Raw genomic sequence first — 14,773 nt, 5'->3', positions numbered from 1 at the left:
GCTCGCAAGCAAGCATTATCGGATCAGAATTTCACGCAGTTTTACTTCTGTTACTAAGTGTGGTGCAATTTCTAGCAAATTATAAGAGAGATGAGAGTAATTGTGACGCCTTTTGCACGCTCAATATTAGATTGGTATGAGAAATACGGTCGCAAAGAACTACCGTGGCAACAACAAAAGACCGCTTATAAGGTTTGGTTGTCGGAAATCATGCTACAACAGACACAAGTGACCACCGTCATTCCATACTATGAAAGGTTTTTGGAGCATTTCCCCACAGTAGAGTCTTTGGCTAAAGCGCCACAAGATGAAGTGTTACACTTGTGGACGGGGTTGGGGTATTACGCTCGGGCACGCAACCTTCATAAGGCCGCTCAAGTTGTTGTCGAACAGCATGGTGGTGAATTTCCTTTGTCACTCGAAGCAATGAATGCATTACCAGGAGTGGGGCGTTCGACCGCAGCTGCTGTTTTATCATCAGTTCATAAACTTCCTCATGCAATTCTCGATGGTAATGTAAAACGAACACTTGCTCGTAGTTTTGCTGTGGAAGGGTGGCCTGGGCAGAAAAAAGTAGAAAACCAGCTATGGCAAATTGCTGAACAACATACTCCCGCGGAAGATACGGATAAGTACAATCAAGCAATGATGGACATGGGGGCAATGGTTTGTACCAGAAGTCGACCAAAATGCACATTGTGTCCCGTAGAAAGCTTCTGTGTTGCTAATAAGCAGGGGAATCCTCTTGATTACCCGGGGAAGAAACCTAAGAAAACCAAACCTGAAAAAGAGACTTGGTTTGTGATTTTGAAACACCAAGATGAACTCTGGCTGGCTCAAAGGCCTCAAACGGGGATTTGGGGTGGTTTGTTTTGCTTCCCTGAGAGTCCTAGCGCGGATATTGATGAGGTGTTGGAGCAATATGGTATCCAACAGCGAAATATCCAATCCAGAGAGGTTGAAATCGCTTTTCGACATACATTCAGCCATTATCACCTCGATATAACGCCAATCGTCGTGACGCTTAACCAGCTTCCAACAATGATGATGGAAGAGTCGAAAGGTCTTTGGTATAACATAACTAATCCAGAAAAGGTTGGATTAGCGGCACCAGTTAAGTCGCTAATTGAAACCTTACAACGACATTAATTGAGGATAACAATATGAGCCGTATGGTTTTTTGTGCTCACCTACAGAAAGATGCTGAAGGTCTCGACTTCCAATTGTACCCAGGTGAATTGGGTAAACGTATCTTCGATAACATTTCGAAAGAAGCATGGGCTTTATGGCAGTCTAAGCAGACCATGCTGATCAATGAGAAGAAACTCAACATGATGGATCCCGAGCATCGTAAGTTGATTGAAACTGAAATGGTGAACTTCTTGTTTGAAGGAAAGGATGTCGTCATCGACGGCTACACGCCGCCGTCAGAGTAATCTACAAGGAATAAATCAAACACCACCTTTTGGGTGGTGTTTTTAATGTTGTCTATGAAGAAGTTAATTTACTTTCTGGTTCCCCTATTGCTGGTGGGCTGTAGTCGCGAATTTATCGAGAAGATATATGATGTTAACTACGAGCCAACCAACCGCTTTGCTAAGAACCTAGCCGAACTCCCAGGCCAATATGTAAAAGACACAAAGGCGTTGGACGCGCTGATCAACAGCTTTAACGGTAATATCCAGAAGCGCTGGGGTAGTCGCGAAGTTAAGGTTGCTGGTAAAAGTAATTATGTGAAATACATTGATAACTACTTGAGTCGCGCCGAAGTTAACTTTAGTAAAGGTCTTATCACGATTGAAACCGTGTCTCCAACCGAGCCGGAGAAGCACCTTAAGGCCGCTATCGTGACAACGCTGTTGACGCCTGATGATCCATCAAGCGTTGACTTGTTCTCGTCTAAAGCCATTAAGTTAGAGGGTCAGCCGTTCCTTTATAACCAGGTTGTCGACCAAGAGAAAAAACCAATCCAATGGACATGGCGTGCTAACCGTTTTGCCGATTATCTCATTGCGAATAAATTAAAAACCAAAAACGTAGATTTTAAGAAAGCATACTACGTTGAGATCCCCATGGTAGCGGATCACTTTAAACAGCGCAGTTACCAGTATGCAGATATCGTACGCCGGGCTTCTAAGCGCTATGGCATCCCGGAAGATCTTATCTACGCGATTATAAAAACAGAAAGTAGTTTTAACCCTTATGCGGTGAGCTGGGCTAATGCCTATGGTTTGATGCAGGTGGTACCAAAGACTGCGGGTCGAGATGTGTTTAATCTTGTCAAAAACAAACCGGGAGAACCGACGCCAGAGTATTTGTTCAACCCTGAACAGAATATTGATACCGGGACGGCGTACTTCTACATTCTAAAAAATCGCTACTTGAAAGATGTTAGGCATCCACTGTCATTGGAGTACAGTATGATTTCCGCATATAACGGCGGGACGGGAGGAGTGCTGAAAACATTCCATAGTGACAGAAAGCGAGCGATGAACGACCTCAATTCGTTGCAACCAAATCAAGTTTATTGGGCGTTGACTAAAAAACACCCGAATGCCGAAGCGCGACGTTATTTGGAGAAAGTAACTAAATTCAAAAAAGATTTTAATGCTGGAAAAGGCTAATTTGTCCCGATCTGCGCAAAACGAATACGATTCGATGAAAAATGCAGCGCTTGAACGCTTTTTTGAAGTTTTTTTCAAAAAAGCGTTGACGGGAGACCGGAAAATCCGTTTAATAGCGCTCCGTTGCCCGGATAGCTCAGTCGGTAGAGCAGAGGATTGAAAATCCTCGTGTCGGTGGTTCGATTCCGCCTCCGGGCACCACAATTTGATATTGTTGGTGTTGATATAAATTAGCACGAGCAACGCAAAATAAAGTGTCGCCGACTTAGCTCAGTAGGTAGAGCAACTGACTTGTAATCAGTAGGTCACCAGTTCGATTCCGGTAGTCGGCACCATTTATTTGCCTCGATAGCTCAGTCGGTAGAGCAGAGGATTGAAAATCCTCGTGTCGGTGGTTCGATTCCGCCTCGAGGCACCATTATTTGGTGCTTAAGCAAATAGTGGTCTTAATGACCAGTGCTTACACAAATAATTCCCCCTTAGTTCAGTTGGTAGAACGGCGGACTGTTAATCCGTATGTCGCAGGTTCGAGTCCCGCAGGGGGAGCCACTTTAAAAAAGACCGCATCGAAAGATGCGGTCTTTTTGCATTTGCGCTCCTAAGCTTTGCAAGCTTGATGTCGCTGACCTAAGCAGTCCCGTTGTATGTCGCTACGAGTGCATGGTCAGTGGAGCCACTTATAAATAGGCCGTATCGTAAGATACGGCCTATTTTGCTTTTGATGTGTTTTAGTATTACTGCTTCACTACTATCTTCATAAAAAAGCCCCACCGATAAGGTGAGGCTATTGGTAGATATTAAAGACTCACTATTCTTGACGGGCGCTGGTTTGCTCTTGAGCCGCTTTCTTTGCCGCCATTTCCTTCTCTGCAAGCTTCGCTTTTTCAATCATAGGCGTAATGGTGGAGCCTTGGATAAGAATAGAGAAAACCACCACAGAGTAGGTCATTACAAGAATTATCTCTTTAACGTCGATAAGTTTGTCTTCGATAACCCAAATTCCCGATGGAATAGAGAGTGCCATTGCTAAAGCAAGACCGCCGCGTAGGCCTCCCCACGTTAAAATTCGAACTGACCAAGGGTTATAAGTGCGATAGCGTTTAAAGCCTACATAGGCCAGTGCGACACTTAAATAGCGTGCACCAAGAACCAGAGGAATAGAGAAGGCCATCAAAATCCAGTCTTCTTGATGGAATTGGAACAGCAGCATCGACATACCAATAAGTAAGAACAGTACGCCATTTAAAAACTCATCAACAAGCTCCCAGAAGTGGTCTAGGTGGTCTTCTGTTTCTTTTGAAAAGCCGATATAACGAGTCCAGTTACCGATCATAATGCCTGACACCACCATCGACAATGGGCCTGAAACATGAAGCACTTCTGCAAAAGCATAGCCGGCTGTTGGGATACCTATGGTAAGTAGTAGTTCCATAGAGTGGTCGTCGGTCGAGCTAATTAGGTAGTGGAATACTAAGCCTAAAACAAAGCCATATAAGATACCGCCCAGAGCTTCTTGTAAGAACAACATAGTCACGCTGCCGACAGTTGGTGTCTCACTGCCAAAAGCGATCGTAAAGAGAGTGACGAAGATAACCAGACCGAAACCATCGTTAAACAGTGACTCACCTTCAACCTGCGTTGAAACGCGTTCAGGCGCTTTGAGCTTTTTGACGATTGCCAATACTGCGATAGGGTCCGTTGGAGAGATAAGAGCACCAAATAGCAAGCAGTAGATGAGATCAAACTGAATGCCAATGACATTACAAAATCCATACAGCACAAAACCGATGAAGAAGGTCGAGAATAGTGTGGCACCGAGTGCGAGAACGGTGATTTCCCATTTCTGATCTTTTAAGTGAGGCAATTTAATACCCAAACCACCTGCAAAGAGTAAGAAACCAAGGATCCCTTGTAGAAGGAAGTCTTCAAAATCAATATCAGCTACGGTCTCTGTGGCAATCTCAGTAAGTTGAAACCAATCGTTTTGGCCAGCAATCAAGATGAGCAGCGACAGCATCATTGCACCAGCTGTGATGGCTATCGTAGTCTGCATTTTTCCTATCTTGCTGTTTACAAAGGCAATTAACATTGCCGCTGCCGACAAAAAACATAAAGTCTGATAAACGGACATCACTCCACCTAGTTTGTAAAAAAATGTTAATGGGATTTTGTGCTTCTCTTGCAGGAATATCAATCACTATTTTTGAATTCATTCCTCTTGTTTATAGATTAGAGCTTAATGAGGTAACTTGCGGATTTTTCTCATAACCGAAATGAAATTGTAGTCAGTGGATTGAATATAGAAGCGCTTGTGTCAGTCCTTTTAGTTAGATAACGTGGAAGATAATAAGACTAGAAAGATTTTTAGACGTCTAGATTTCTAAAAAATCTATGATACGATGACGGCATAAGCAAGGAATGAGGCAGTATCGTGGGAAGTAACGTAAGACAACAAATAGAGAGTCAGCTAAGGCAACGAATTCTACTGATTGATGGTGGTATGGGCACCATGATTCAGGGTTATAAGCTTGAGGAAGAAGATTACAGAGGTGAGCGCTTTGCTGATTGGCCGAGTGATCTGAAAGGTAACAATGACCTTTTAGTATTGACTCAGCCAGCACTTATTAAAGAGATCCATAGTGCTTATCTGGAAGCCGGCGCGGACATCTTAGAGACCAATACCTTTAACGCTACCACGATAGCAATGGCCGACTATGATATGGAATCGCTCAGCGAGGAAATTAACTACCAAGCGGCAAAGCTGGCTCGTGAAGCCGCAGATGAGTGGACGACTAAAACGCCAGACCGACCTCGCTATGTTGCTGGTGTACTTGGCCCAACCAACAGAACCTGTTCAATATCTCCCGATGTGAATGATCCTGGTTATCGTAATGTCACGTTTGATGAATTGGTAGAAGCGTACTCAGAATCAACACATGCATTGATCAAAGGTGGATCAGACCTCATCCTTATCGAAACTATCTTCGATACACTCAATGCGAAGGCGTGTGCTTTTGCCGTCGAATCTGTGTTCGAAGAGCTTGGCTATGAACTGCCAGTGATGATTTCGGGCACAATTACCGATGCATCCGGACGAACTCTTTCAGGTCAAACAACAGAAGCTTTCTATAACGCGTTACGTCACGTAAGACCGCTTTCCTTTGGCTTAAACTGCGCTTTAGGCCCTGATGAGCTTAGACAATATGTTGAAGAAATGTCGCGTATTGGTGAGAGCTTTGTTTCTGCTCACCCTAATGCAGGCTTACCTAACGCCTTTGGTGAATATGACTTGTCGCCAGAAGATATGGCAGAGCACATTGGTGAGTGGGCGCGCAGTGGCTTCCTAAACCTCGTTGGTGGCTGTTGTGGTACGACACCTGAGCATATTCGTCAAATGGCGAATGCCGTTGAAGGCGTCACTCCTCGTCCTCTACCAGAGCTACCTGTAGCTTGTCGACTATCAGGGTTAGAGCCACTGACGATTGAGAAAGACTCTTTATTTATTAACGTTGGTGAACGTACTAACGTAACTGGCTCTGCACGATTTAAGCGCCTTATTAAAGAAGAGCAATATGACGAAGCGTTAGAGGTTGCTCGTCAGCAAGTCGAAAACGGCGCGCAGATCATCGATATCAATATGGATGAAGGCATGCTTGATGCCGAGGCGTGCATGGTTCGTTTCTTAAACCTGTGTGCTTCTGAGCCTGAAATCTCTAAAGTACCAATCATGGTTGACTCATCAAAATGGGAAGTGATTGAAGCTGGCCTGAAGTGTATTCAAGGTAAAGGTATCGTTAACTCGATTTCCATGAAGGAAGGCAAAGAGAAATTTGTCGAGCAAGCGAAGTTAATCAGGCGCTATGGTGCAGCGGTTATCGTGATGGCGTTTGATGAAATTGGCCAAGCAGAGACACGTGAGCGTAAGCTAGAAATTTGTACCAACGCCTACAATATTCTTGTCGATGAGGTTGGTTTCCCACCTGAAGATATCATTTTTGACCCTAACATTTTCGCAGTGGCGACAGGTATAGAAGAGCACAACAACTATGCTGTGGATTTCATTGAAGCCGTTGCCGATATTAAACGTGACCTTCCACATGCCATGATTTCTGGTGGTGTGTCTAATGTCTCGTTCTCTTTCCGCGGTAACAACTATGTCCGCGAAGCCATTCATGCCGTGTTCCTTTATCACTGTTTTAAAAATGGTATGGACATGGGTATCGTAAATGCTGGTCAGCTTGAGATTTACGACAATGTGCCTGAGAAATTGCGTGAAGCGGTTGAAGATGTCGTACTTAACCGCCGTGATGATGGCACCGAAAGACTGCTTGATATTGCCGCTGAGTATGCCAATAAGGGAGTGGGCAAAGAGGAGGATGCCAGTGCACTTGAATGGCGCACTTGGCCGGTCTCAAAGCGTTTAGAGCATGCTTTGGTAAAAGGTATCACTGAGTTTATTGTTGAAGATACCGAAGAGGCGCGTGTTAATGCGTCTAAACCTCTGGAAGTCATTGAAGGGCCATTAATGGATGGCATGAACGTGGTGGGTGATCTGTTTGGTGAAGGCAAAATGTTCTTACCTCAGGTTGTAAAATCCGCTCGTGTTATGAAACAGGCGGTTGCCCACCTAGAACCGTTTATTAATGCAGAGAAACAAGCAGGTTCTTCAAACGGTAAGATCTTACTTGCGACAGTTAAAGGCGATGTTCACGATATTGGTAAGAACATCGTTGGTGTTGTATTGCAATGTAACAACTACGAAATCATTGATCTTGGCGTTATGGTGCCGTGCGAAACGATTCTTAAAGTCGCCAAAGAAGAGAACGTGGATATTATCGGTCTGTCCGGACTGATTACTCCGTCTCTTGATGAGATGGTCCATGTGGCAAAAGAGATGGAGCGTCAAGGCTTCACATTGCCACTGTTGATAGGCGGTGCTACTACATCCAAAGCGCACACGGCGGTGAAGATCGAACAGAACTACAGTGAACCCGTTGTTTACGTGAATAACGCTTCTCGTGCGGTTGGTGTTTGTACTTCACTGTTATCTGAAGAGCTTAAACCGGCCTTCATTGAAAAGCTTGATATCGATTATGAACGCGTGCGCGATCAGCACAACCGTAAAAAGCCAAGAACTAAACCGGTGACGCTTGAAGAAGCTAGATCAAACAAGGTGGCTATCGATTGGCAAAACTACACGCCACCAATTCCAGCGAAGCCGGGTGTGCATGTATTCGAGAACTTTGAGGTCGCAACACTAAGAAATTATATCGATTGGACCCCGTTCTTTATGACTTGGTCGCTGGTGGGCAAGTATCCTGCGATACTAGAGCATGAAGAGGTAGGTGAAGAAGCTAAACGATTGTTCCATGATGCCAATGAGTTGCTAGACCGAGTTGAACGTGAAGGCTTGCTAAAAGCAAGTGGCATGTGTGCCTTGTTCCCAGCGGCATCTGTCGGAGATGATATTGAAGTATACACTGATGAAACTCGCACCCAAGTTCGCAAAGTACTGCATAACTTGCGTCAGCAAACTGAAAAGCCTAAAGGGTTCAACTACTGTCTCTCTGATTATGTGGCACCAAAAGAAAGCGGTAAGCAAGATTGGATTGGTGCGTTTGCTGTAACTGGTGGTATTGGTGAGCGTGAGCTGGCTGACGAGTACAAAGCCCAAGGTGACGATTACAATGCGATCATGATCCAAGCGGTTGCTGATCGTTTGGCAGAAGCGTTTGCAGAATACATGCATGAGAAAGTTCGTAAAGAGATCTGGGGTTACTCAGCAGATGAAGCCCTGTCTAATGACGACCTGATTCGTGAAAAGTACCAAGGTATCCGACCAGCCCCTGGTTACCCAGCCTGTCCAGAGCATACGGAAAAAGGTGCGTTGTGGGAGTTACTCGAGGTCGAGCAAACTATCGGTATGTCACTGACTTCTAGCTATGCGATGTGGCCTGGAGCTTCTGTGTCTGGATGGTATTTCTCACACCCTGATTCTCGATACTTTGCAATTGCACAGATTCAACAAGATCAGGTAGACAGCTATGCTGATCGTAAAGGTTGGGATCAAACGGAAGCTGAGAAGTGGTTAGGGCCTAATATCAACTAGGTTGTTCCATTTGGAAGTAGAGAAAACGGCACCTTTTGGTGCCGTTTCTTTTAATACAGGTTGGTTATTTTTTGTTCTTTGGAAAAACTTTGACCATCTTGATACGGTTCTCTTCCAGTTCAACAATTTCCATTTGATGCTCTGCAACTTGAACACTCAGGTGGCTTTCAGGAATATCTTCCAAATACTCCAGCATTAAACCATTCAATGTTCTAGGGCCATCTGTTGGTAGGTTCCATTTAAGGCCTTTATTAATGTCTCGGATGTTGGCGCTGCCTTCGATCAAGAAGCTGCCGTCCCCTTGCGGCGTAATTTCATCAGAGAGTGTTGGCGCCATTGAAGTTGTGAACTCACCAACGATTTCCTCGAGAATGTCTTCTAGGGTGACTAGGCCATTAATATCACCGTATTCATCAACGATCAGTCCGATGCGTTCTTTATTACGCTGGAACTTTAGCATTTGCACGTTGAGTGGCGTCCCTTCAGGAATGAAGTAAACTTCATCAGCACTTCGGAGCAGGGTTTCTTTGGTGAATTCGTTTTTCTCCAACATTAAACGATAAGATTCACGTAGACGCAGCATCCCAACTACTTCATCAATCTGATCACGATACAGCACCACACGACCATGAGGTGAGTGGGTTAACTGACGAACAATTGATTTCCAATCATCATTAATATTGATGCCAGTAATCTCGTTGCGAGGGATCATAATGTCATTCACCGTCACATGTTCAAGATCGAGAATAGAAATCAGCATATCTTGGTGACGTCGTGGGATCAGCGAGCCAGCTTCATTAACTACTGTTCTCAGCTCCTCCGAGCTTAAATGATCTTCATCATTGTGATTAACGCGAATACCCAACAAGCGAATGAAGCCGTTAGTAATAAAGTTAACTAAAACAACCAGAGGAGACAGAACCTTCATCAGAATGGTCAGCAAGATACTGCTCATAAAAGAGACGCGTTCTGGATACAGGGCGGCGAGCGTTTTCGGTGTGACTTCGGCAAAGACCAAAATAATCAGAGTTAGTGCACCTGTGGCAATGGCGACACCAATATCACCATAAAGGCGTAAACCGATGACGGTGGCTATGGCTGAGGCGAGAATATTAACGAGGTTGTTACCGATGAGAATTAACCCAATCAACCGATCTGGGCGATTGAGTAAGCGCTCGACGCGCTTCGCGCCTTTGTGGCCTGTCTTAGAAAGATGTTTAAGTCGATAGCGGTTCAGAGACATCATCCCTGTCTCTGAGCCGGAAAAGTAGCCGGAAATTACAATTAGACCTGCAAGGATTGCAAACAAAATACCGGTCGAAATGTCGTCCAAAACTTCAAAATTCCTTTAGTTAATAGCTGGTTAATTAATGAACCATTTATACTGTGTTGTCAACGCGACATTCGTAGTGTGCTAAGTAGAGCATATCAAGCCATTTAGCTTAGTATGATTTCCCTAACGAATCGGCTACCGAAGTAAGCTAGAGTGAGCAAGGTTGCGCCTGCAACGGCAAACCAAGTCACTTTTTTGCCGCGCCATCCTTTGCGGTAATGTCCCCAAAGCAATACTGAGTAGATAATCCAAGCCAAGAACGAAAGTACACCTTTGTGAGCCTTGCCTTGAGCAAACATATCTTGAACAAACACAAAACCAGTAAGAAGCGTTGCTGTAAGCAGACCAGTGCCAATCAAAATGATCTTGAAAAGCTGTCTTTCAACCATCATTAAAGGTGGAAGATTAGGATTAATGGTCAGTGCTTTCTTATTCTTAAGCTTATGGTCAAGCCACGCTAATTGAATTGCGTAAAGCGCACCAATGGAGAGCGTAGAATAGGAAAAAAGTGCTAACGAAATATGAATCAGCAGTTTTGGATTATGCTCCAAGTGAGTAATAAACGCAGTTGGAACAAAAGCGGCGGCGGAGAGATTAATGGCGGCAAAGCCGTAAACCACAGGCAATAAGAACCAAATTCGCGTTTTAAGCATGGCAACGCTCATAAACAGCGAAATAATGAAGCCAATTAATGAAGCGACATTCAAGATGCTGAGGTTTTGTCCACTGCCACTTAAGATGAGATCACTGAGTAGCCACGCATGAAAAGCTAGTGCTAAAACCGCACTGACGAGAACAGTTTTTGTACGGATCCCGACCTGGTGGACCAAGCCTGGGATAATTGTAACGATGGCCAGCACATAAAGAATAGCGGCCGCAATTGCGATTAAACTGTCCATTTTTCCTAAAAAATCGATTGCTTAGAGCTGGAATTATACCCTGCATCGACTCAATGAGCCATGGCAGAAGTAAAAAGTATTGACTCGTATTTGATCTTGTTAGGTATGACTCTCACTGCTGGCTAAGGTATACTCACTACAATTGATCGCAATTTACAGCGAAGAGAAAGAAATGTTTGAGAATTTAACGGATCGTCTATCCAAAACGCTGAAGAATATCAGCGGCAAAGGTCGTCTGACCGACGACAATATTAAAGATACTCTGCGCGAAGTTCGCATGGCGCTTCTAGAAGCCGACGTTGCTCTGCCAGTAGTTCGAGATTTCATCAAAGGCGTAAAAGAGCGTGCCGTTGGTGTTGAAGTTTCTAAATCCTTAACTCCGGGCCAAGAGTTCATCAAAATCGTTCAAGCTGAGCTTGAGTCGGTCATGGGTGAATCCAACGAAGCACTGGACCTAGCTGCACAGCCGCCGGCGGTCATCTTAATGGCAGGTCTGCAAGGTGCGGGTAAAACGACCAGTGTTGGTAAACTCTCTAAACTGCTGCATGAGCGTGACAAGAAGAAAGTTCTTGTGGTGTCTGCCGACGTTTATCGTCCAGCTGCGATCAAACAGCTAGAAACACTTGCTACCGATATTGGCGTTGATTTCTTCCCTTCATCAGCAGATCAAAAGCCAATTGATATCGCCAATGCAGCTATCGATCATGCGAAGAAAAAGTTTTATGACGTATTGATTGTCGATACCGCGGGTCGTTTGGCGGTTGATCATGAGATGATGGATGAGATTAAAGATCTCCATTCAGCAATCAACCCAGTCGAAACGCTGTTTGTTGTCGATGCGATGACAGGTCAGGATGCCGCGAACACAGCAAAAGCTTTTGGTGATGCGCTGCCGTTAACGGGTGTCATCTTAACTAAAGTCGACGGTGATGCTCGTGGTGGTGCGGCGCTTTCTGTTCGTCATATTACGGGTAAACCAGTTAAGTTCTTGGGTGTGGGTGAAAAGACTGACGCACTAGAACCTTTCCACCCAGATCGTGTTGCATCACGTATCTTAGGCATGGGTGACGTTCTTTCTCTTATCGAAGATTTACAACGTAATGTTGATACCGATAAAGCAGAAAAGATGGCGAAGAAGTTCAAGGAGAAGAAAGGTTTCGACCTAGAAGATTTCCGTGAGCAACTTGGTCAGATGCAAAATATGGGCGGTATGATGGGAATGATGGACAAGCTACCAGGCATGTCTAACTTACCTGATAACGTTAAAGACAAAGTTGACGACAAGATGTTTAAGCAGATGGAAGCGATCATCAACTCAATGACAATGAAAGAGCGTCAACGTCCTGAATTAATTAAAGGTTCTCGTAAAAAGCGTATCGCTGCAGGTTCTGGTACTCAAGTGCAAGATGTTAACCGTCTCTTGAAGCAATTCACTCAGATGCAAAAAATGATGAAGAAGATGCAGAAAGGCGGCATGCGCGGAATGATGCGCAACATGCAAGGCATGATGGGTGGCATGGGCGGCGGCGGCTTCAATCCATTTGGTCGCTAGCCGTGGATTGGCTCAGGTTTCAGTCCCTTAAGTTTCAAACTGTTATCTGCGTCACACGAGAAATGCCAGCCAAAAACTGGTGAAAAAATAGCTAAACCCCTTGCAATGCCTCGGAATAAGAGTAAAATTCCGGGGCTTTATTTTGGCACGAGACCTCAGGTTACTCATTAGAGAAACACTTCTGAGGTCATTTTTATTATTGAGAAAGCAAAGAGGACGATATGGTAACCATTCGTTTGGCACGTCACGGCGCTAAGAAGCGTCCATTCTATCAAATCGTAGTAGCGGACAGCCGCAATGCAGCGACTGGCCGTTTCATCGAGAAAGTGGGTTTCTTTAACCCAACTGCTACTGGTCAAGAAGAAGGTCTACGTCTAGACCTAGAGCGCGTTAACCACTGGGTTGGTCAAGGCGCAACAGTTTCTGACCGTGTTGCTAAGCTAGTTAAAGACGCTCAAAAAGCGGCTTAATTATTAGTTTAGTTAGCAGTATGTCGTCGATGAAAGGTAAAGAAACTATGAGCAATACTCCCGAAAGAATTGTTGTAGGTAAATTTGGTTCTACTTATGGCATTCGTGGATGGCTTAAAGTGTTTACCTACACAGACAATCCTGAAAGTATTTTCGATTACAGTCCTTGGTACATTAGTCAAAAGGGCGAATGGGTCGAATTGAAAGTTGAAAGTTGGAAGCGCCATAACAAAGGTATGGTGTGTAAACTTGAAGGTCTTGAGGTTCGTGAAGAAGCTCACCTACTAACTAACTTTGAAATTGCAATTGATCCAGCTGTACTTCCTGAACTGTCAGAAGATGAATTCTACTGGCGCGAATTGTTCGGCATGAAAGTAGTGACCACAAAAGGTTACGACCTAGGTGAAGTAACCGACATGTTGGAAACGGGTTCGAACGATGTTCTGGTTGTGAAAGCAAATCTGAAAGATGCTTTTGGGCAAAAGGAACGGTTGATACCGTACCTTGAAGAGCAAGTGATCAAGAAAGTTGATCGCGAAGCTCAACGGATCGAAGTTGACTGGGATCCTGGATTCTAATCCTTAATTGGTAACTGAAAGAGCGAGAGAACAGATGTGGGTTGGCGTAATTAGCCTTTTTCCAGACATGTTCCGCAGCGTTACTGATTATGGAGTAACAGGTCAAGCGGTTAAAAAAGGTCTACTGTCGATTGAGACATGGAATCCTCGTGATTTCACTCACGACAAACATCGCACTGTCGATGATAGACCCTACGGTGGTGGTCCTGGCATGTTGATGATGGTTCAGCCATTGCGCGATGCCATTCACGCAGCCAAACAGGCATCACCGGGTAAGACGAAAGTTATTTACCTTTCTCCTCAAGGTCGCAAGCTCGACCAGATTGGGGTAGAAGAACTAGCGAAAAACGACAACCTTGTGTTGATTTGTGGACGCTACGAAGGGGTAGATGAGCGCATCATCCAAACAGAGGTTGACGAAGAATGGTCAATCGGAGACTTTGTGATGACAGGTGGGGAAATCCCAGCCATGACGCTAATCGACTCAGTCTCACGGTTTGTTCCGGGAGTACTAGGCGATTTTGCTTCAGCAGAAGAAGATTCTTTTGCAAATGGCTTACTAGATTGTCCACACTATACGCGCCCTGAAGTTCTAGACGATTTAGAGGTACCAAGTGTCCTCAAGTCTGGTAACCATAAGGACATTCGTCGCTGGCGACTTAAGCAGTCGTTAGGCCGTACTTGGCTAAGAAGACCGGAGCTCCTGGAAAACCTAGCTCTGACTGACGAACAGGAACAATTACTTGCCGAGTTCATAAAAGAGCATCGAGTTAATAGCAAGTAACCTATTTAATTTAGTATCAGTTTATTCTAGGAATTTAAGAACATGAGTAACATCATCAAGGCTCTTGAAGAAGAGCAAATGAAATCAGGCCTACCTAAATTTGCACCAGGTGACACTGTTGTAGTTCAGGTTAAAGTAAAAGAAGGTGACCGTGAGCGTCTACAGGCTTACGAAGGCGTTGTAATCGCTATCCGTAACCGTGGTCTTCACTCTGCTTTCACTGTTCGTAAGATCTCGAACGGCGAAGGTGTTGAGCGTACGTTCCAAACTCACTCTCCAATGGTTGATAGCATCGAAGTTAAACGCCGTGGTGCAGTACGTCGTGCCAAGCTGTACTACCTACGTGAGCGTTCTGGTAAGTCTGCTCGTATCAAAGAGAAACTTGCTAAGAAGTAATGCTATTTTACTAGCGTTCTCAAGTATT

Annotated in this window: 12 protein-coding genes and 4 tRNA genes; 13 read left to right on the top strand and 3 right to left on the bottom strand. The window is 44.7% G+C overall.

Translation table 11 applies throughout. From position 1 onward, the window contains the following. Nucleotides 1-90: 90 nt before the first annotated feature. The 7 genes from mutY to HOP38_RS14435 all read left to right on the top strand — a co-directional run bounded on the left by mutY (nt 91) and on the right by HOP38_RS14435 (nt 3,173). Nucleotides 91-1,149 (top strand): A/G-specific adenine glycosylase, encoded by a 1,059-nt coding sequence (gene mutY / locus HOP38_RS14465; RefSeq protein ID WP_423250093.1) that lies wholly within the window; start codon nt 91-93, stop codon nt 1,147-1,149. Between the two features lie 14 nt (nt 1,150-1,163). After that, entirely contained in the window at nt 1,164-1,436 is a 273-nt protein-coding gene (locus HOP38_RS14460) for an oxidative damage protection protein (RefSeq protein WP_038224304.1), read from the top strand. Nucleotides 1,437-1,490: 54 nt separating this feature from the next. Further along, complete coding sequence (mltC, locus tag HOP38_RS14455) at nt 1,491-2,624, top strand: membrane-bound lytic murein transglycosylase MltC (RefSeq protein ID WP_124940294.1); 1,134 nt, start codon at nt 1,491-1,493, stop codon at nt 2,622-2,624. A gap of 125 nt (nt 2,625-2,749) precedes the next feature. Continuing rightward, nucleotides 2,750-2,825: transfer RNA gene (locus HOP38_RS14450), tRNA-Phe, on the top strand. 58 nt (nt 2,826-2,883) lie between these two features. Further along, a tRNA-Thr gene (locus tag HOP38_RS14445) sits at nt 2,884-2,959 on the top strand. 7 nt (nt 2,960-2,966) lie between these two features. Continuing rightward, nucleotides 2,967-3,042 (top strand) — tRNA-Phe (locus HOP38_RS14440). A gap of 55 nt (nt 3,043-3,097) precedes the next feature. After that, nucleotides 3,098-3,173 (top strand) — tRNA-Asn (locus HOP38_RS14435). A 259-nt stretch (nt 3,174-3,432) separates the two neighbouring features. Here the strand turns inward: HOP38_RS14435 and HOP38_RS14430 are convergent. Next, on the bottom strand, nt 3,433-4,755 hold the full coding sequence (locus HOP38_RS14430) for a cation:proton antiporter (RefSeq protein WP_198558342.1): 1,323 nt from the start codon (nt 4,753-4,755) through the stop codon (nt 3,433-3,435). Between the two features lie 300 nt (nt 4,756-5,055). Between HOP38_RS14430 and metH the strand changes: the two genes are divergently transcribed. Then, nucleotides 5,056-8,733 carry a methionine synthase gene (gene metH, locus HOP38_RS14425; RefSeq protein WP_198558341.1) on the top strand — a complete coding sequence of 1,226 codons (3,678 nt, stop codon included), beginning with the start codon at nt 5,056-5,058 and terminating at the stop codon, nt 8,731-8,733. Between the two features lie 64 nt (nt 8,734-8,797). On the opposite strand, the gene HOP38_RS14420 is transcribed toward metH, so the two are convergent. Beyond that, nucleotides 8,798-10,066 carry an HlyC/CorC family transporter gene (locus HOP38_RS14420; protein WP_006075528.1) on the bottom strand — a complete coding sequence of 423 codons (1,269 nt, stop codon included), beginning with the start codon at nt 10,064-10,066 and terminating at the stop codon, nt 8,798-8,800. A 104-nt stretch (nt 10,067-10,170) separates the two neighbouring features. After that, nucleotides 10,171-10,965, bottom strand: coding sequence for a cytochrome C assembly family protein (locus HOP38_RS14415; RefSeq protein ID WP_198558340.1), 795 nt, complete (start codon nt 10,963-10,965; stop codon nt 10,171-10,173). Between the two features lie 172 nt (nt 10,966-11,137). On the opposite strand from HOP38_RS14415, the gene ffh reads away from it, so the two are divergent. The 5 genes from ffh to rplS all read left to right on the top strand — a co-directional run bounded on the left by ffh (nt 11,138) and on the right by rplS (nt 14,745). Continuing rightward, on the top strand, nt 11,138-12,517 hold the full coding sequence (ffh, locus tag HOP38_RS14410; RefSeq protein WP_006075530.1) for a signal recognition particle protein: 1,380 nt from the start codon (nt 11,138-11,140) through the stop codon (nt 12,515-12,517). A gap of 221 nt (nt 12,518-12,738) precedes the next feature. Then, entirely contained in the window at nt 12,739-12,987 is a 249-nt protein-coding gene (gene rpsP / locus HOP38_RS14405; protein WP_031494887.1) for a 30S ribosomal protein S16, read from the top strand. Nucleotides 12,988-13,007: 20 nt separating this feature from the next. Beyond that, the gene (gene rimM / locus HOP38_RS14400; protein WP_031494889.1) at nt 13,008-13,565 is read left to right on the top strand and encodes a ribosome maturation factor RimM; all 558 of its coding nucleotides are present in this window, start codon (nt 13,008-13,010) and stop codon (nt 13,563-13,565) included. 34 nt (nt 13,566-13,599) lie between these two features. After that, nucleotides 13,600-14,349, top strand: coding sequence for a tRNA (guanosine(37)-N1)-methyltransferase TrmD (gene trmD, locus HOP38_RS14395; protein WP_038224311.1), 750 nt, complete (start codon nt 13,600-13,602; stop codon nt 14,347-14,349). Nucleotides 14,350-14,391: 42 nt separating this feature from the next. After that, on the top strand, nt 14,392-14,745 hold the full coding sequence (gene rplS, locus HOP38_RS14390) for a 50S ribosomal protein L19 (protein ID WP_006074418.1): 354 nt from the start codon (nt 14,392-14,394) through the stop codon (nt 14,743-14,745). Nucleotides 14,746-14,773 lie beyond the last annotated feature (28 nt).

This window comes from Vibrio mediterranei, assembly GCF_013364395.1.
GTDB lineage: Bacteria > Pseudomonadota > Gammaproteobacteria > Enterobacterales > Vibrionaceae > Vibrio > Vibrio mediterranei.
The sequence above is the reverse complement of the archived record's forward strand: the minus strand, read 5'-3'. Positions and strand labels throughout refer to the sequence as shown.